The sequence below is a fragment of the Paenirhizobium naphthalenivorans genome (assembly GCF_007992095.1).
Taxonomy (GTDB): Bacteria; Pseudomonadota; Alphaproteobacteria; order Rhizobiales; family Rhizobiaceae; genus Allorhizobium; species Allorhizobium naphthalenivorans.
The window spans coordinates 12262-31300 of the sequence record NZ_BJZP01000026.1 but is presented as its reverse complement, the minus strand read 5'-3'; the positions used below and the strand labels follow the sequence as shown (position 1 = coordinate 31300).

15 protein-coding genes are annotated in these 19039 nt (G+C 61.7%); 2 read left to right on the top strand and 13 right to left on the bottom strand.

The features are described 5' to 3' along the window. Nucleotides 1-10 precede the first annotated feature (10 nt). The 10 genes from RNA01_RS19200 to epmA form a co-directional block, all read right to left on the bottom strand. Nucleotides 11-415 carry a DUF3307 domain-containing protein gene (locus RNA01_RS19200; RefSeq protein ID WP_147181780.1) on the bottom strand — a complete coding sequence of 135 codons (405 nt, stop codon included), beginning with the start codon at nt 413-415 and terminating at the stop codon, nt 11-13. Between the two features lie 174 nt (nt 416-589). Next, nucleotides 590-3517: an aminotransferase gene (locus RNA01_RS19195; protein WP_147181779.1), complete on the bottom strand. Its 2928-nt coding sequence runs from the start codon at nt 3515-3517 to the stop codon at nt 590-592. Nucleotides 3518-3622: 105 nt separating this feature from the next. Further along, a complete protein-coding gene (purU, locus tag RNA01_RS19190; RefSeq protein ID WP_147181778.1) occupies nt 3623-4507 on the bottom strand; it encodes a formyltetrahydrofolate deformylase in 885 nt (294 codons plus the stop codon). A gap of 195 nt (nt 4508-4702) precedes the next feature. Then, entirely contained in the window at nt 4703-7177 is a 2475-nt protein-coding gene (locus RNA01_RS19185; protein ID WP_147181777.1) for a glycosyl hydrolase 2 galactose-binding domain-containing protein, read from the bottom strand. A gap of 9 nt (nt 7178-7186) precedes the next feature. Further along, complete coding sequence (locus tag RNA01_RS19180) at nt 7187-8155, bottom strand: DUF1839 family protein (RefSeq protein ID WP_235916772.1); 969 nt, start codon at nt 8153-8155, stop codon at nt 7187-7189. A 4-nt stretch (nt 8156-8159) separates the two neighbouring features. Continuing rightward, entirely contained in the window at nt 8160-9068 is a 909-nt protein-coding gene (locus tag RNA01_RS19175; RefSeq protein ID WP_147181775.1) for an amino acid--[acyl-carrier-protein] ligase, read from the bottom strand. Nucleotides 9069-9073: 5 nt separating this feature from the next. Beyond that, a complete protein-coding gene (locus tag RNA01_RS19170; protein WP_147181774.1) occupies nt 9074-10255 on the bottom strand; it encodes an acyl-CoA dehydrogenase family protein in 1182 nt (393 codons plus the stop codon). Continuing rightward, on the bottom strand, nt 10255-10506 hold the full coding sequence (locus tag RNA01_RS19165; RefSeq protein ID WP_147181773.1) for an acyl carrier protein: 252 nt from the start codon (nt 10504-10506) through the stop codon (nt 10255-10257). Before RNA01_RS19165 ends, RNA01_RS19170 begins: the two co-directional genes overlap by 1 nt. 195 nt (nt 10507-10701) lie before the next feature. Further along, entirely contained in the window at nt 10702-11742 is a 1041-nt protein-coding gene (locus RNA01_RS19160; protein WP_147181772.1) for a lysine-2,3-aminomutase-like protein, read from the bottom strand. Next, on the bottom strand, nt 11739-12803 hold the full coding sequence (epmA, locus tag RNA01_RS19155) for an EF-P lysine aminoacylase EpmA (RefSeq protein WP_147181771.1): 1065 nt from the start codon (nt 12801-12803) through the stop codon (nt 11739-11741). The genes RNA01_RS19160 and epmA overlap by 4 nt, the downstream gene beginning before the upstream one ends. A 147-nt stretch (nt 12804-12950) precedes the next feature. Here epmA and efp point away from each other — a divergent pair, with 147 nt between their 5' ends. Next, a complete protein-coding gene (gene efp, locus RNA01_RS19150; RefSeq protein WP_147181770.1) occupies nt 12951-13520 on the top strand; it encodes an elongation factor P in 570 nt (189 codons plus the stop codon). A gap of 131 nt (nt 13521-13651) precedes the next feature. Here the strand turns inward: efp and RNA01_RS19145 are convergent, their stop codons facing one another. Next, nucleotides 13652-15136 (bottom strand): NAD-dependent succinate-semialdehyde dehydrogenase, encoded by a 1485-nt coding sequence (locus RNA01_RS19145; protein WP_147181769.1) that lies wholly within the window; start codon nt 15134-15136, stop codon nt 13652-13654. After that, entirely contained in the window at nt 15136-16419 is a 1284-nt protein-coding gene (locus RNA01_RS19140; RefSeq protein ID WP_147181768.1) for a 4-aminobutyrate--2-oxoglutarate transaminase, read from the bottom strand. The genes RNA01_RS19145 and RNA01_RS19140 overlap by 1 nt, the downstream gene beginning before the upstream one ends. 156 nt (nt 16420-16575) lie before the next feature. Here RNA01_RS19140 and RNA01_RS19135 point away from each other — a divergent pair, with 156 nt between their 5' ends. Next, nucleotides 16576-17406, top strand: coding sequence for a MerR family transcriptional regulator (locus tag RNA01_RS19135; RefSeq protein WP_147181767.1), 831 nt, complete (start codon nt 16576-16578; stop codon nt 17404-17406). A 106-nt stretch (nt 17407-17512) separates the two neighbouring features. Here the strand turns inward: RNA01_RS19135 and RNA01_RS19130 are convergent, their stop codons facing one another. Further along, nucleotides 17513-18925, bottom strand: coding sequence for an efflux transporter outer membrane subunit (locus tag RNA01_RS19130; RefSeq protein WP_147181766.1), 1413 nt, complete (start codon nt 18923-18925; stop codon nt 17513-17515). Nucleotides 18926-19039: the final 114 nt, after the last annotated feature.

Here is a 19039-nt window from a genome sequence, read left to right as displayed (position 1 = left end):
CCCTCCGTCGTCAGAGTGTGCGGCTAACGGCCAGAAGTGCGGCAAGGCCAAGATGGGTCAGGTGATGCAGTGTCTGGTCCATACCGAATAACCACCAGAAGCCGGTCTGGCTCACATCGAGGCCGAGACGCGTCTGGATCGCCGCCTTTGCCCGGTCAATGGCAAAGTGCACGATGAAATCGACAAGCCCGATCCAGGCAAGCGCCGGGGCCAAGATCGAGAAGATGAGGCCAGTCAGGGCGCCATGCAATCCGGCATGCACGGAAAGCGGAAACAGCCAGCGGTGTCGCCGCTGCTTGCCGATGGCCATCCATCGTGTCTGGAGCAGGAAATCGGCGATCAGCTGTTTCAGCAGAAACAAAGCGATGCCCCATACGATCCAAGGGGTTGAGATCATCTCTGGCATGCCTGGCATCGCTTTTCCTCACCATGGGCTGTTGAGGCGAAGGATAGGCACGGCCTCAAACGGCTGTGAAGGCGACTCCTGACAAGCCTGGTTTTGCGATTTGCGAAGCGTTTATAATATCGGAAAACTTGAATGATCGTCGTTATAGAGAATTAAGCAGTCTGTCTGCGGACTGCGCGCCCTTCACCACCCCTCGGAAAGCACCTTCTCCAGCATCGCGGCAAAGAAGTCTGCGCTATCGCGGGACAGGCAGAGCGGCGGCTTTATTTTCAAAACGTTAAGATGATCGCCCGTCGGTTGCATGATGACACCGAGATCAAGCAGTCGGTCGCAGATCGCCGCGGTCTCCTCGGTGGCGGGTTCCAGCGTTTCACGATCCCGGACGAATTCAAGGCCGAGGTAGAGGCCCATGCCGTGGACCGCACCAACCAAGGGGAAGCGCTGGCCGAGCGCTTCCAGGCGTGATTTCAGATAGTCGCCGGTGTCGCGGGCGTTTTGCTGCAGGTTCTCGTCCCGCATGATGTCGAGTACCGTCATGCCGACCACCGAACTGACCGGACTGCCGCCGGCGGAGGAGAAGAAGTAACCTTCGTTCTCCAGCGCGTCGGCGATCTCCCGGCTGGTGATGACCGCGCCGAGCGGCTGGCCGTTGCCCATGCCCTTGGCAACGGTGATGATGTCCGGCACCACGCCCTGCTCTTCGAACCCCCAGAAGAAATGGCCGAGGCGTCCGTAGCCGACCTGCACCTCGTCTGCGATGCACACGCCGCCGCGCGCGCGGATCATGCCGTAGACCTCGGCGAGATAACCGGGCGGCAGCGGAATGCCGCCGGCATTGCCGTAGACGCTTTCGCAGATGAAACCGGCGAGGCGCTCGCCGGCCGCATCAATCGTGTCGAGAGTCCGCGACACCCTGGACACATAGTCTTCGGTCGATGTCGCGCCGCGATAGGGGCCGCGGTAGGTGTTGGGAGCTGTGACCGGATGAACCCAGCGGGGCCGCGTCTCGAGCGCGCGCGGATTGTCGGCGATCGACGTGGAGACAGCGTCGCTCGCGACCGTCCAGCCGTGATAGGCTTCAAGCAGGCTGACGATATTGTGCGAACCGGTCTTTGCCCAGGCGAGGCGCAGCGCGAGATCGACCGCCTCGGATCCGCTGTTGACGAGGAATACGGTGTCTAGGCCATCCGGCGCAAGCGAGGCCAATCGATCGGAGAACTCGGCGACCGAGGCATAATGGAAGCGTGAATTGGTGTTGAGTAGTGACCATTGGCGACCGGCCGCGTGGGCCAGTCGCGGGTGGCCATGGCCGAGGATAGTGACGTTGTTGACCATGTCCAGATAGGATCGGCCTGTCACGTCGAACATGTGCTCCCGCCAGCCGCGCTCGATCTGTGGCGGATCGGCATAATAGTTTTTCTGGGCTCCAGCGAAGCTCTTTCGTCGCTTTGCGAGAAGAGCGGCACTTTGCGGGGGCGGTGCATCGAGGTTGGTGCCAATAAGTGCTGCGGGCGAAGGACAGAGCCTTGCCCAGGTTGCGGCATGGGAGGGACGAGCGAAGAGTGGTGGAACAAGATCCGGGTCGCGGCAAAGCTGAAGGCGCAGTCCGCCCACCGCGCCTTCGGCACCCGCGATAGTTCCGATCGGTGACCCCGCCTCGATCTCGTCGCCGTCGTCGAGCGGACAGTCAACACCGTCGATATGCAGTGAGATTTCCTGGGTCGACAGGATCAGATGTTGGCCGTCCTTGACGATTTTTGCGGCAAACGGCGCGATTGCGGGCGTGCCAGCGGGAAGGCAGATGTCGACATGCAGTGCGAAGGTGGCGGGTGGGTGCACCGACAAGGTTCTGGTATAGGAGAGCCTGTATTCGCCGTAACGGGTCGAGGCAGCACCAGTCTCCGCGGCGGCGTGTGCCAGGAGCTTCCAGTCGATCTGCGGATCGGACCAATTATCTTCTATGAACGCCTCACTCGTTACCGACAGGTCGGTGAGCCGTATCGTTTCCGGAGCGATGTCGGGCAGTAGCCCGAGGAAGCCGTCCGTCTCGTACTGTGCGCTATCATGGCCGACCGCGCCCAGAATTGCGGTTTCGATCAGCGCGAAGGGCACCGACGTGGCGACCTTGAACATTTCCCGCTCATGCTCGGCATTGCCCTTGACGTAATCATTGTCCGGATCGATGGCGAGTTGTTGCTCTGTGCTGGCGACCAGCACGCCGGCGCGGGCCACGATCAGAGGCCAGAGCGCCTTCAGTTCCGCCTCGTTGAGTGGATAGTGTTGCTGGAATGCGCGCACCGCCGGCAGAATGAAGAAGGGGTCGCCATCGGCGTGGTGCAGGAGAGACGCGCAGGCGACGGCCAGATCGGCGACCAGCCAGCCGGTGACGACATCGCCGAAATCAATGACTCCATCCGGCATCAGACGACCTTTGTCGTTAGGCCTTGCGACCACGTTGTCATCGGTGATGTCATGGTGGATCGCCTGCACCCGGAGCGCGCCAGCGAGCGGCTGGATCCGTTTGACCGCGGTCACCATCGCCTTTGCGATGTGGTCGCGGCGCGTCTGGTCGGTGACGGATTTCAGCAGGTGAAGGGCGACGGGTCCTGCGCGGCGAAGGTCCCACTGCAATTCGCGGTCGAGACCTGGATGGATGAAATCCTTGAGGCCAAGGGCGATGCGGGCGGTGAGCGCTCCCAGCTCCGCCACGACCTGCGGCGCCAGATATTTGTGCTGGGTCAGCGGCTCTCCGTCGAGATAGGTGAGCAGCCGGATCTGATAGTCCTCGTCGTCGAGCGTTACAAAGAGGATGTCTTCGCCGCCGGTCGCCAGAACTGGCTCCGGGATGCGTGCCATGCCGGGAAATGTCGCCAAGTGGCGCATGGCGGCGTTTTGCGCGGCCAGCTCGATCGTCGCGTATTCCTCCCGGCTGATCTTCAGGACATAGCGTGCCTCGCGCGTGTCGATGCGAAAATTGCGATCCTGCTGACTGCCAAGCTCCTTTATGGTGCCTTCCAGTCCGTAGTGCGTTTTCAAAATGTCCCTTGCCTGCTCTTCCGAAACGGTCGGACGGGGCAGTTCGGTGCGTTTGAGCAGGTCGGAGTCGGGCATGATTGTTCTCCCTCGGGAATCACATCGCCGACCTTATCAAAGGTATGACCGCCGTCCATCCCGGCATGAGCGCACGCGCCACAGAGCGGGCGCTTCCGCTGGCCTTCAGCCCATGCGCTCGGAGGCGTAGGAGCCGGGGCTCGCCGGGAAAACTACCGTGCGATTGCCATTGATGAAGGTGCGGTGGTGAATGTGGGCGTGGATGGCGCGGGCCAGCACCTGACTTTCGACGTCGCGGCCGATCGAGACATAGTCGTCCGCGCTCTGGGCATGGGTGATGCGGGCGACGTCCTGCTCGATGATCGGGCCTTCGTCGAGGTCGGCGGTAACGTAATGCGCCGTCGCGCCGATCAGCTTTACGCCGCGCTCATAGGCCTGCTTGTAAGGGTTGGCGCCTTTGAACGATGGCAGGAAGGAGTGATGGATGTTGATGATCTTGCCCGACATCTTCCTGCACAGGTTGTCGGAGAGCACCTGCATGTAGCGGGCGAGAACGATAAGCTCCGTGCCGGTCTGCTCGACCAGATCCAGTAATTGCGCCTCGGCCTGCGGCTTGTTCTCCTTCGTCACCTTGATGTGGTAGAAGGGGATGTCATGGTTCACCACGACCTTCTGATAGTCGAAGTGGTTCGACACGACTCCGACGATGTCGATCGGCAGGGCGCCGATTTTCCACCGGTAGAGCAGGTCGTTCAGGCAGTGACCGAAGCGCGAGACCATCAGCAGCACCTTCATGCGATGCGCGGAGTCGTGGATCTCAATGTCCATGCCGAATTTGTCGGAGATCGGCTTGAGCCCCTCAAGCAGGGCCTCGCGGCTTGCGCCTTCCTCCGAAATGACGCTGACGCGCATGAAGAACTGACCGGTGCCAAGATCGTCGAATTGTGAGCTGTCGATGATGTTGCAGCCCTTGGCGGCGAGATAGCCGGATATGGCGGCCACGATGCCACGGGTGGATTTGCAGGATACCGTCAGTACAAAGCTCGTCATCTTTTCAACCTTTTCCTCGTCCCGAGGGTGGACGCCGCTGTCTTTATCGCAGTCTGGCGGCGTCGCAAACCCATTGACGACAAGCTTAGGGGCGGCCTCGGAAAACTCCGTTCCCATTGCGTCTTTCGCGAGCGTATCCCCGTCGTCGATGCTCAAGCACAGAGTCACCTGCTTCCGGAGCTGGTTCGGGTTTCGCTAGAAGGCGATGCGGCTACGTGAGCCGAGCTGGGTGATGACCCCCGACGGCTTTTGGCCGCCGACGGTCATGTCTCGCGGGATGAGCGCTATGCGTCGGATCGGGCCTGGTGCCAGGTGGAACCAGTCGTCCTCCGGGCGAAAGCCATCGACCTCAATATGCAGCGACTGGGCGAGGGTCGGGGTCGACAGAAGTAAGTGCCAAGCTCCGCCTTCGTCCTCGACGCGGGCCTCGATGGCGGCATCGTGCATGGCCTTGTCCCGGCCGAGCGGGAAATGGCAGGCCTCCGCGATTACTTTCCCGGAGATGGGATCGGTGAGGCGTGCGACGGTCACATCGTGGGACGGCGGGCCGAAACGGAAGGCGTAGGGCGCGTCGAAGAAGGCGCCAAACAGCTCGGTTGCCGGGATGCGCAGGGTGCCTCGTGCGGAGAGGCTCAGCGAGCGTCGGCCGCCCACAACCGGCTGGGCGCCGTCGCGCAGGCAGGTAAGGTCGAGGTCTAGCGCCAACAACGTGTCGGTCTCGTTCAACACATGCACATCGAGACCATTGGTGCCTTCGTTCGTCAGGTTCACCTGTACAGGCCGGAAGGCACGTTTCAGCGCGTACCAGACCGGTTTCGGTTCGCCGGTCGAATCAATGACGCCCCAACCGGGACCGGGCAAGAGATCCTGCAGAGTCCAGACAAGGGCGCCCTTGCAGGTCGAGGCGGCGCGGCGCCACTCGGCATAGGTTTCGCTCACGACCTCACCGGTGACGGCGCGCGACAGGTCGAGGTAACGGGCGGGATCCTCGCGTCTCAGCCGGGCCGGGTCGAGTTTGTAGAGGTCCTCGAGATAATGGTCGCGGATGTCCTCGAAATCCCAGGAGGCGCCGCGATCGCGTGGCACTCGCGCCTTCCAGCGTGGATCGTGAACGGGGGCGATTGGAAGGTGGGTGTCCAGCGTCGCCTGTTGCGGCACATGTGCAAACGCCAGGCTCTCGGCGGCAAAGCGAACCTCGGCGCGGCGGGCATCCTCCAGCGGCCGGCAATAGGCCCCGACGCCGTAATAGTGGGTGACACCTTCGTTCGGCGAAAAGGGCATCGCACCGTCCGAGGGCGAGTTTGCCACATAGGGAACGTCCGGGCACAGTCCGGTCGACAGCTCCCGCAAGGTCTCCTCGTAGAACTGTGTCTTCCATATGCGTTCGGGCAGGCCCAGCATGGCGCCCTGCTGATAGACTTCGCTGCCGCCGCACAGAACCGCGAGCGAAGGGCAGCCCTGAATCGAACCGAGTAGCTGGTGCAGTTCCCGCGCGACGTTTGCCGCAAAGGCCTCGTCCGCAATCGGATAGTCGAAATTGGCGAACATGAAGTCCTGCCAGACCAGAAGCCCGAGTCGGTCGCAGAGGCGGAAGAAATCGGCGCTCTCATAGGTCATCGTGCCGCCGATGCGGATCATGTTCATGCCGGCCTCGGCGGCAAGCATGAGCCAGGGCGCATAGGCTTCCGCAGTCCCGGGCAAGCGCAGAACATCGGCGTTGGTCCACACGGCGCCGCGGCAAAAGACCGGCTGACCATTAACGACGAGTCCGAAGCCTCGGTCATCCGCTCCACGATCGATCGCGATGCGGCGGAAGCCGACGAGTCCGAGCGAATGGGGCTCACCATCGATGGTGAGCCCTGCATCGTGAAGTTTCGGTTCTCCGTGCGTGCGAGGCCACCAGGGTTCGACCGAGGGGATGACGAGTTCTGCGGTCCACCTTCCGGTGTCATCCTGGCTCAGAGGTATTTCGTGCCCTGCGCAGGTAAGCCGCAAATCCGCCCCCTCCGCGTGCATGGCGAAAGCGACCGAAAGACGGCCACTGCCGCCGGTTTCGAGGTCGGCGCGGATCGCCAGACCGGACAGCGCATGACTGCCTTTCCGGATCAGGCTGATCGGTCGAAACGGGCCGACCGGGTGAATTTCCGGACACCAGCCGGGCATATGTCCAAGCGGCGTGGTGCGGATCAGACGTAGGCCCTGATGATCCATCATCTGCGGGCGCCAACGCGCGCGGGGGCCCCGTTTGTCTAGGTGGGGGCCAAGAGCGCGAAAGCATATGGCAAGTTCGTCGTGGCCGCTCAGCGTCAGTTCCATGTCGTGCGCTTCGTACATGCTGTCTGAAGACAGGCAGAGCGCGCCGTTCACATAGATCTCGGCAATGGTCGCGAGCCCGGCAAAGCGCAGAATCGCGGAGCCGGCGCTTTCTCCCTCGAGCGAGCGAAAATACCAGGCGTCCTTGTTGTGCAAGGGGTCAGGCTTCTCGGGATTGAACAGACCGGCATCGGTCAGTGCGCCGGCCACCGTACCGGGAACGCGTGCGGGAATCCGGGCGGCGGGGCGATGAACCTCATTTGGGCCATTGTAGCGTCCTGCCTCGGTGACCAGCAGCGTCCAGCCATGCTCCAGCGGGCGTTCGTCCGCTGCGAGATAAGTGGTCATGCCAGTCATTGTGCCTCCTCAGGCGAGGGTTTTGCCAAGTTCCGCGAAGAGCTTGTCCCAAGCCTGCGCCGCCGGGTCCAGAGCCGATTGCAGCGGGTCGAACTTTTTCCGCGTGACGGCCCGGGCGAGTTGGAATTGCACGGTTTTGGCCGTTTCGGAAACCCTCAATGCCTGGGCGATGGCTTCGCCATGCCGGCTTTCAGAGAGCCATGCGAGATGGCTGGCGAGCAGTTCGAAATTGGCGCCGAACTGGCGTAGCGTGTTGAAAGCGTATTTGTGGAAATAGCCAAAGGGGCGCTCGGCGATCGCCTCGACCTGGACCGGGAAAACGGCAGCGAAGGCGGCGAGCGGATTGCTGTCCGGCCGTCTGGCGAAGTGACGCTTCAGCAGACGTTCGGCCGTCTGGCGCTGGTGCTCAGGCGATGATGGCGCGGTCGGAAATTTGGCGAATTCGGTATAGGGTAGGAAAGGTAGGGCGCCTTCGGGCAGGTCGTGCTGGAACAGCCCGTCGAAATCCTCGCCGCCGACGGTGAAGAAGCCGCCGTTGTGGAAATAATCCATCGTGCGCCCGGTGAGATCCAGCCGGTTGATGGCAACCGTCGTTTTGCCGTGGTCCTGGCGGTAGCCGACGCCACGGGTGTCTGGCATGAAATAGCTGTCCATCTCGACAAGGCAGAGCCGGCCGCGCGCGATTTGCTCGGCGACATGTGCCTCAACACTGTCGAAGATTGCCAATTCCGTGACGCGGATGCCGTAGAGTTCCTCGAGATCTTCCAGCGGTACCTTGAAGAAGGTCAGCTGGTCGCCCTCGAAGTCCTGGGTCAGCGTGAAGCCGAGCATGGACTCGGGTGCAAGGCCAAGTGTGGCCAGCACCTCGATCCACAGGTCGACATAGCAGTTGGTCTCCGGCCACATACGATCGCTCGCATGCAGCGCATGCGGCTTATAGGTGGCCGGATCCAGTCCGGGGAATACCGCAGGCGTCACCGGATCAGCTCCAGAGCGCGGCACGGACCGATTCAGGCCACTGATCGACGTCGAGCCCATGGTGATGGAACAGGGCTAGGGCGATGCGCTCCAAGCCGAAGCCGACGCATGCGGTATGGGCGACGGATCCGTCAGCCTGGTTGAGCCCCCACTTCGATCCGAAGGCATCCTGATGGTAGTTGAAGCTCATGCAGGCGGTTGGTGCCGTGGTCGAGGTGATCGGGATCAGCAGTTCGAACTTGAGGTTCTGGTCGCGCTGGTTGTTGGCGAGCATCTTGCCGGCGCGACCGAAGAACGGGTCGTTGGCGACGTCGATCTCGACCGGCAGGGCAACCTCCGCCATGATCTGCTGGCCGCGATCCATCCAGAGCTGGCGGAAGTCGGTGACGTGCTCCTGGCTGCCCATGCAGACATATTCGCGCATGCGGAACAGCTGCTGGCGGGCCGGATCGTTCGAGGGCTCATGGCGGAAGCAATAGGACTGAAGGTCATACAATCCGCCCTTTTCCGGTAGATTCCCGCGCTTGGCGATGGTCGGGTAGAGCGGATAACAGGCGGCTGGCGTCAGGACGATGTCTGTCGCCTTCTGCTCGCTCGTCCAGTCTTCGTCGGCGTCCATGCACTTCAGCAGGCTGATATGGTCGAGCTCGTTGCCGCAGAAGCTGTGCACGGTGCCGGCCAGCTGCGGGAAGCTTTTCATGTAGCCACTTTTTTCGAAATAGGCGCGGTTCATGCCCGGCGGGAAGCGGATCGCCTCAGCGCCATCGGCAGAACCGTAGCGATCGATCAGCCGCTCGAAAGCGGCGATTACGTCCTCGAAGCGTCCGCCACGACCATAGAGGCCATCGACGCCGGTTTCGATCAGGAGGCCGCTTTCGAAAAGGCGGTCGAGGAAGCTTACCTGCATATCCATGGTTCCTATCCCAGCAATCCGGTTTCTTGCTTGTGTACAAGCAGCATGGTGGAGGTGTTGGCGAGAATGCGATCGTTCGAGATCATCAGTTCGGCCGAGTGGGCGTCACGCAAATGCCGGCCGAGGCTGTAGGGCGTGCCGTTCTTGTAACCGAGGATGCCGCAGATCCGCATGGCCTGGTTGATGATCGGCAAGATCATTTCCGAGGATGCGATCTTGACGTTGTTCATCGCGACGGCGAAGCCCATAGACGAAAGCCGGTCCTGGTCCTTGCGGGCCGCTTCGAAGGTTTGCAGACCGCTGACGATGTTGGCGCGGACGACCTGCAGTTGGCTCGACATCTCTGCGAGCTGGACGAGGCCCGGTGGCTGCGTACCGGGCGCCTTGCGGGCCGCGGCGCGCACGAAGCTTTGGGCGCGTGAGAATGCGTCGACCGCGATGCCGTACCAGAGTGAGCTCCACAAGAGATGGGCACTCGCCAGCATGGACTGTGCGGCGATCTCGGCGAAGGGTTTCGGCAGTATCTGTTCAGCTGGCGCCTCACCCTTGAAGATGAAGCCATCGGAGCAGGTGCCACGCATGCCGAGCGTGTCCCAGGTCTGGGTGCGTTCGAGCGTATACTGATCCTTGAGGAAGACGGTCATCACCTGATCGGAGGACGCCGCGTCCTTGTGGCTGCGCGAGGTAATCAGGATGGCGTCGCAATCGATGCCGTAGGAGATGACGGTCGCGTCCTTTTCCAGGTAGCAGCGGCCATCCGTGACTTCGATCGCGCAGATGCTGTTGCGCATATTGCCGCCGATGCCGGCTTCGGTCGTCGCCGAGCCGAGGAGCAATTGTTCCTTCGCGACGCGCCGCATGAAATCCCGGTGCCACTCCGCCTCGTGACCGTGCGACACGAGGCTTGAAGTCTTGATCTGGTGCATGGCGAAGATCATGGCGCTCGAGGCGCAGGCTTGGCCGATGATGGTGCAGACTTCCGCGATCTCGGAGGTCGACAGCCCTTCGCCGCCAAGTTCGGTGGGGATCACGATCCCCAGCAGCTTGGCAGCCTTCATTTCCTCGATCGCTTCGCGGGGGAAGCGTCCGACCTTGTCCACATCGTCGGCATAGACAGCCGCGACCGTTGCGACCCGGATAGCACGGGCCTTCAGGTTCGTTTCGTGGAGCTGCGGGGAAACGTCCATCAGACGACCTTTCTGTCCGTGAGAATGGATTGGACGGTGGTTTCGATGGCGGCGATGCTGGCGAACGATTTGCGGTTCAGCAGGTGATCTGGAAATTCGATATCGAAGGCTTCCTCCAAGCCGAGCATGAGCTGCACGGAGGCGAAGGACGACAGGCCGGCCGCATAGAGATCGGCATCATCGGCGACAGTGTCGACGGATACAGGCAGGCCACCGAGTTTCGCTAGCAAAGCCCGAATTGTTTCGTTCATCTACTTACCTTTCCCGGATGCTATTCTTGCTAAATGCTGGGTGATTTCTTAGCGTTGAAAGCATAATATTTCGCTAAATGCCGTAGTTAAGGAAAAATGAGCGGCTCTGACGTTCGTCAATGGATGTGCGGCGAAAGCGTTTAACGTTTGTAGATGGCGCGACGCCTGCTGCGTGCAGAGGCGATTCGCACGCTCTTAGGGATATTTATGGAGCTCGCCCTTGCGATCAATGACCGCATAGCGACCGGGCTCGATTTCGCTCAACATGCCATCGCCGATGGACACCTTGCCGTGGCCCCCCGGCAGGTCGAGGATATAGGTCGGAATGCAAAGGCCCGAGACTTTGCTCCGCAGGGCCTGCATGATGGCCTGGCCCTCGGCGATCGACAGACGGAAATGCCCTGTTCCCGGCGCCAGATCCGGGTGATGTAGGTAATAGGGCTTGATCCGGTTCTCGACGAAGATGCGCATCAGCGCGGCAAGCACATCCGGGTCGTCATTCACACCCTTCAAGAGCACGCTCTGGCTGACCACGGCGATGCCGGCGTCGACAAGCCGGGCGCAGGCGTCGCGGACGGGCTGCGACATCTCACGCGGGTGGTTCGCGTGCAGCGCGACATAGAGCGTCTTGCCACTGGCCTTGAGCGCGTCGATCAGCGCATCGTTGATGCGTTCCGGGTCGACGGCGGGGACGCGGCTGTGGAGGCGCACGATCCTCACATGCGGAATCGTCGCCAGTTCTGCCATGATGTCATGCAGGCGGCGAGGCGAGAGAATCAGCGGATCTCCACCGGTCAGGATGACTTCCCAGATATCCGGATGAGAACGGATATAGGCGAGGGCGTTTTCCACTTGGGCCGCCGTCAGGTTGCCGTCGCCCTGAGGGCCGACCATTTCGCGGCGGAAGCAAAAGCGGCAATAGACCGGACAGACATGTACGACCTTGAGGAGCACGCGGTCCGGGTAACGGTGGACGATACCCTCGACGGGGCTATGGGCGTGGTCGCCGATCGGGTCGGCGCGCTCGTCAGGTGTCTCGATGAGCTCGCCTGCCGTCGGGACATACTGGAGGGCAATCGGATCGTCGGGGTTTGTCCGGTCGATCAGCGATCCGACTGTCGGCGTGATCGAAATTGCATAGCGAGCGGCGACCGTGTCGAGATTTTTGCGCTCATCGGCAGAAACGAGCCCGGCGGCAATCAGGTCGTCGACACTGCGCAGGCTCGCCGACGTCACGATGAGGTCTCCGCCACTGGTGCCCACATCACCTGATCGATACGCAATGCACCCGTCGCCAGCATGACGAGGCGATCGAAACCGAGCGCAATACCAGAGGCGTCCGGCATGATGGCCAGCGCGTCGAGGAAATCCTCATCGAGTGGGTAAATCTCGCCATAGACGCGCAGCTTCTCGGCCATCTCGGCCTCGAAACGGCGGCGCTGTTCGTTGGCGTCGGTCAATTCACCAAAGGCGTTGGCCAGTTCGACGCCGCAGGCATAGAGTTCGAACCGCTCGGCGACGCGGGGGTCACGCGCGGCCGGTCGGGCAAGGGCCGCCTCGCAGACGGGGTATTCGTCCAGAATGGTGGGCCGGCCGAATCCCAGATGGGGTTCGACCTTCTCGACGATCACCCGGCTGAACAGATCGGCCCAAGTGTCGTCATCGGCGACGCGCATACCGGCCTTGCGCAGTTCGGCCGCGAGGTGATCGCGATCGGTGGCGCCGCTGGCCTCAACCGAGGCGAGCAGGTCGATTGCGGCATGGCGTTCGAAGGCTTCGGCCACCGACAGGCGCTCAGGTTCGAGAAACGGGTCACAGCCGTGGCCGCGATAGTGGAAGCCCCGGGTCTTCATCGTTTCGGCTGACAGGGCCAGAAGAGCGGCACAGTCCTGCATCAGGACTTCGTAACTTTCGCCGACTCTGTACCATTCCAGCATGGTGAATTCGGGGTGATGCAGCGGGCCGCGCTCACGGTTACGATAGACGTGGGCGAAGCAGGAGATGCGCGGCTCTCCGGCCGCCAGAATTTTCTTGCAAGCGAATTCGGGGGAGGTGTGCAGGTAAAGTGGCGAGGCGACGCCGTCGTTGCCGATGGCCTCTGTCGTAAAGGCGTGTAAATGGGCCTCATTGCCAGGGGAAACCTGAAGTGTCGCCGTGTCCACCTCGATGAAGTCGCGACTGGCGAAATAGTCCCGGAAAGCCGATTGGATGGCGTTACGGCCGAGCAGGAAGGGGCGTCGGTCGGCGTGGGCCGAGGGCGTCCACCAGGCAGCAGAGGAGCGACGACGTTCGATCATTCCGGCATTCTCGGTCCTTGTTGCAACACGGGCTGGCTATTTCGTCGATTTTGGGTTAGTTGCGCCCAAGAAAATCTCAATAAAGACGTCAGCAGGGACGGCGGGTCGTCCTTTACGACGGGACCCTCGCAGTTACAAGGAAATCCAATGGTCAAGGTCATCGCCTCTTCAGTTCGCAAGGGCAACGTTCTGGATGTGGACGGCAAACTCTATGTCGTGCTCACCGCCGAAAACTTCCATCCCGGCAAGGGCACGCCTGTCACGCAGGTGAACATGCGCCGCATCGTTGACGGTGTGAAGGTGTCGGAACGCTGGCGCACCACCGAACAGGTCGAGCGCGCGTTCGTCGAGGACGTGAATTTCCAGTTCCTCTATGAGGACGGTGAAGGCTTCCATTTCATGAACCCGGAATCCTACGACCAGGTCGTGGTCGATGCCGAAACCATGGGCGACCAGAAGGCTTATCTGCAGGAAGGCATGACCTGCGTTCTCTCCATGCACGAAGGTATTGCGCTCGCCATCCAGCTTCCGCGTCACGTGACGCTCGAGATCGTCGAGACCGAACCGGTCGTGAAGGGGCAGACGGCGTCGTCTTCCTACAAGCCAGCGATCCTGTCGAACGGTCTTCGCACGCTTGTCCCGCCGCATGTTGACGCCGGCACGCGCGTTGTCATTGCAACGGAAGACAATTCCTACGTCGAGCGCGCAAAGAACTGATTCTCGGCTCATCTCCGATTTGACGAAAAGGCCCGGCCGCCAATGGCGCCGGGCCTTTTCAATTCTCTGGACTGGACAAAAGAAAATCCCCGGCGTGAGGCCGGGGATCGATCGCTTGCACGGCTTGAGGCTTATTCGACGCCGCCCAGGCACATGTACTTCAGTTCAGTATAATCATCGATGCCGTACTTCGAGCCTTCGCGGCCGAGGCCGGACTGCTTGATGCCGCCGAAGGGGGCGACCTCGGTCGAGATCAGGCCGGTGTTGATGCCGACGATGCCGTATTCGAGTGCCTCGGCGACCCGGAAGATCTTCGAGACGTCCTTGGAATAGAAGTAGGAAGCAAGGCCGAACTCGGTGTTGTTGGCCATGGCGATGACCTCCTCCTCGGTTTCGAACTTGAAGAGCGGGGCAACGGGGCCGAAAATCTCCTCCCGGGCCACACGCATGGCGGAGGTGACTCCTGTCAGGATGGTCGGCTGGAAGAACAGGCCGCCGAGTTCGGAGCCATTGCCGCCCGTCGCGACGGACGCGCCCTTCGAGGTGGCGTCGGCGACAAGTTCCGACACCTTGCTCAGGGCCTTGTCATCGATCAACGGTCCCGTCGTCACGCCCTCGCCGAAGCCGTCGCCGACCTTCAGCGCGGCGACCTTGGCCGCCAGCTTCTCGGCGAAGGCGTCATAGACGCCGGCCTGTACGTAGATGCGGTTGGCGCAGACGCAGGTCTGGCCCGCGTTGCGGTATTTCGACACCATGGCGCCTTCGATGGCCGCGTCGAGATCGGCGTCATCGAAGACGATGAAGGGTGCGTTGCCACCAAGTTCAAGGCCGAGTTTGAGGATCTGATCCGCACCCTGGCGCATCAGGATCTTGCCGACATTGGTGGAGCCGGTGAAGGTCAGCTTGCGCACCTTGTCGTTCGTGCAAAGCTCCTTGCCGACCATGGCTGCGTCGGTCGCGGTCAGCACAGAGAACACGCCTGCCGGGACACCCGCGCGCTCGGCGAGGATAGCGAGCGCCAGAGCTGAGAGCGGCGTCTGGGCGGCAGGCTTCGACACCATGGCGCAGCCGACGGCGATGGCAGGTGCCATCTTGCGGGCCAGCATGGCATTCGGGAAATTCCACGGCGTGATCGCTCCGACAACGCCGATCGGCTGGCGGATAACCATGATCCGCTTGTCGGCCTGGTGGCCGGGGATTGTGTCGCCATAGACGCGCTTGGCTTCCTCACCGAACCATTCGACATAGGATGCGCCGTAGAGGATTTCGCCGCGGGCTTCCGGCCACGGCTTGCCCATCTCCATGGTCAGGATCGTGGCAAGATCGTCGGCGTTGGCGACCATCAGATCGAAGAGCTTGCGCAGAATTCCGGCTCGTTCCTTGCCGGTCTTCTTAGCCCAGGCTTTTTGCGCCTTGTCGGCGGCGTCAATTGCGCGGGTCACTTCCGCCTTACCGAGATCCGGCAGGACGGCTATCACATCGCCGGTCGCGGGATTGGTGACTTCGAAGGTCTTGCCGCTGTCGGACGCCGAGACCCACTCACCACCGACAAGCGCCTTGTCGGTGGCAAGTGAAGCGTCCTTCAGCTTAGAGGCCAGAAGGTTGGAGATGCTCATTATTTCTTTTCCCCCACGACTTCGCGGATCGAGGCTTCGAGGATGTCGAGCGCCTCGTTGAACACCTCGTCCTGAATGGTGATCGGCGACAGGAAGCGGATGACGTTACCATAGACGCCGCAAGTCAGCAGGATAAGCCCCTTTTCCAGTGCCTTCAGACGAATGGCGTTGGTAAGCTCGGCATCCGGCTTGACGGAGCCGGCATGGCCGAATTCGACGGCAACCATGAAGCCCGGACCACGAATGTCGGAAATCTGCGGAATGTCGGCGCGCAGGGCTTCCAGGCGCTGCTTCAGGCGAGCGCCCAGCTGATTGGCGCGGTCGCAGAGATTTTCTTCCTCAATGACGTCGAGAACGGCATGGGAGGCAGCGATCGCCAGCGGGTTGCCGGCATAGGTGCCGCCGAGGCCGCCCGGGCCAGGTGCGTCCATCAGGTCGGCGCGGCCGGTAACGGCCGACAGCGGGAAGCCGCCGGCGAGGCTCTTCGCCATGGTCATGAGATCCGGCTGGACATCGTAGTTTTCCATACCGAAGATCTTGCCGGTTCGGGCAAAACCAGTCTGGACTTCGTCGGCGATGAGCAGGATGCCGTGCTCGTCGCACAACTGGCGCACGGCCTTCATCAATGCGCGCGGCACTTCGTAGAAGCCGCCTTCGCCCTGCACCGGCTCAAGAATGATCGCGGCGACGCGCTTAGGATCGACGTCGGCCTTGAACAGCTTGTCGAGCACGTCGAGGGATTCTTCAACGCTGATGCCGTGCATCTCGATCGGGAAGGGAACGTGGAAGACGTCGCCCATCATCTGGCCGAAACCGACCTTGTAGGGGACGACCTTGCCGGTCAGTGCCATGCCCATGAACGTGCGGCCGTGGAAGGCGCCGGTGAAAGCGATGACAGCCGAGCGGCCGGTGGCGCAGCGGGCGATCTTGACAGCATTTTCAACGGCTTCGGCGCCCGTGGTGGTGAAAATGGTCTTCTTCGGGCCGGCGATTGGAACGATCTTGTTCAGACGTTCGGCGAGCGCGACGTAGTTTTCGTAGGGAAGGACCTGATGGCAGGTATGGGTGAAGCAATCGAGCTGCTTCTTCACCGCTTCGATGACCTTCGGGTGGCGGTGGCCAGTGTTGAGAACCGCGATACCACCGGCGAAGTCGATATAGCGATTGCCTTCGACATCCCAGACCTCGGCGTTTTCGGCCTTTGCGGCATAGATCTGGGTGGTCATGCCGACGCCGCGCGAGATGGCGTCGTTCTTGCGAACTGCGATTTCGGAGTTCTTCATTTCAAAAATCCTCTGGTAATGTTGACCCTCGGCGTCGGCCATTCTGTTCGATCGCAAGGCTGCAATATTTCCTACATTTTTTCTGTAGACTTGCAATATGGTTTGTCGCGATTATTACGCATGGCAGCGACAGCGCGCAGACAGGGCTTAGTCCTCATGGATGACATCCGTTTCAAGATTGCCGAGGCGGCCAGGATGGCCGGGGTTTCCCCTTCGACGCTCAGGCTATGGGAAACGCAGGATCTTATCCAGCCGATACGCACGCCGTCCGGGCAGCGGCTGTATGATCGTGCCTTGGTCGAACGGCTAAAAACGATCGCCTGGCTGCGTAGCGAGAAAGGACTGAACCCTGCGGCCATACGCGAAAGCCTTCGTGATGAGGCTATAGGGGAGGATGGGAGCGCCTTTGACTTCCAGAATGAAGACGGCTCCGAACCCACCGAGATTCCCGTAGGCCTGAAGATCCGCCGCTTGCGGCGCGATGCCGGCAAGACGCTGGAAGCGGTCGCGCAGGCGACCGGCGTATCGGTATCCCAGCTTTCGACCTTTGAGCGGACCTCGCAGGGGCTCTCGTTTACGGCCCTGCATGGCGTGGCGCGCGTTCTCGGGACGACGCTTGCCTCACTCAGCGGGCAGGAGCTGCGTGAGGGGGGGGAATCGATCATTCGCGACGGGAAATGGCCGACCTGGCCAACGACTTCTTCCGGCGTGACGGTCCAGGTGCTGGCGGAGGGCCGCAACCAGATGGAATGCAATCGCTTCCAGCTGGCGCCCGGTGCCTCCAGCGAAGGGGCCTATCAGCACGACGGTGAGGAGTTCATCCACGTGCTTTCCGGCAGCCTGGAGATCATTCTCGACGGTGACCGCTTCTTCGAGCTGCACGCCGGTGACAGCTTCTATTTTGAAAGCCGCAGGCCGCACTCCTGGCACAACCGTTTCGACGGTGAGACAGTGCTTCTGTGGATCAATACGCCCGCCACCTTCTGACGCGCGGTAGCGGCACGGCGCCCTTTGTCGTGCCTTCGCGCATTTTAGCCAAAAAAAAGCCCGGCCACCGTTTCCGGTGCCGGGCTTATTCGTTTTGCGGGCCTGCTTACATGCCCGCCTTCTTGTCGAAGGCATAGCCACCACCGATGGCGACGTTGAGCGCAACATAGTCGATCGCCATCTGCTGTACAGCCTGTGCTAGGCTCGCCTGCGCCGTCGAAACCGAACGCTGGGCGTCCAGCACGTCGAGCAGCGAGGAGGCGCCGTCCTTGTAGCTTGCGGTCGAGAGCGACAGGGCCTCTTCGTAGGAGCGGACGGTCGCCCTCAGCGCGCTGACGGTCTGGCTGTCGCGGTTGACCGCAGCCAGTGCGTTTTCGACTTCCTCGACCGCGCTGAGCACGGACGACTTCCATGCGAGATAGGCGCCACGTGCGGACGACTGGGCGATGTCGACATTGGCCTTCAGGCGGCCGCCGTCTAGAATCGGTAGCGTCAGGCTCGGGCCGAAGGACCATGATGTAAGGCTTCCGGCGAGCGACTTTGTCGAGATCCACGACGGTGAGATTGAACCACCGAGAGTGATCGACGGATAGAGCTGAGCCTCGGCAACGCCGATCTCGGCGACGGCGGCGGCAAGATCTCGTTCGGCCTTTCGGATGTCGGGACGGTTGCGGATCAAGTCCGCCGGAACGCCGGCATTGATACTGCGGCGGGCGATCGGCTGGGGCGAGCCCTTCTGCAAATCCTTGATGAGAGAAGATGCCGGCAGGCCGAGCAACGTGGCGATATGGTGGGCCGACTTGCGGAAATTGGTCTCGAGGCCGGGCAGGTCGGCAAGCGTCGAGTTGACCAGGCCTTCCGACTGAACGACGTCTAGGCGCGAGGCTGCGCCGGCTTCCAGCTGCAGCTTGGTGAGGTTCAGCGTTTCGCGCCGCGAAGCCAGGTTCTTGCGGGCAATCGCAATCCGCTCCTGATAGTAGCGCACATCAATGTAGGAGGTGACGAGGTCGGACAGGTAGGAAAGCTTGGCTACATCCGCGCTGGCATAGGCTGCATCGAGCGAGGCCGAGGCGCTTTCCTTGGCGCGACGATATTGACCGAAGAGATCCAGCAGCCACGACACGCTGAGGCCGCCGCTGGCGGTTGAGGTGGTGTCGCTGGTGCGGGCGCTGTAGTCGCGGGTGCCCTTGGACTTTGAGAGCGTTTCGTCGCCAGACAGATTCACAGAGGGCAGGGCGCCTGCGCCTGCGACAACGACGCTGGCTTCTGCGGATGTAATCCGCTCAAGCGCCTGTAGAACATCGAGATTCTGGTCGATACCCTGTGCAACCAGGCCATCCAGTCGCCTGTCGTTGAAAGCGGTCCACCAAGTTGCCATGGCGACCTCGCCATTGCTCTTCTTGCCGCCTTCGGCAAATTTTTCTGGAAGTGGGGTCTGCGGCTGCGTGTGATCAGGGCCAGTGACACAGCCGGACAGCAGAAGCAGAGCAAGGGGAGCGGCTACGCGAATGGATACCATCGTCTTATCCTAGATTGCATTCAGGGTGTCGAACGCAGGGAAAGGCCTTTATGACCATCCGCCGTGCGCCCCATGCATCAACTGCGCCGTGATTCGCAAACCCCGGCGCAGACA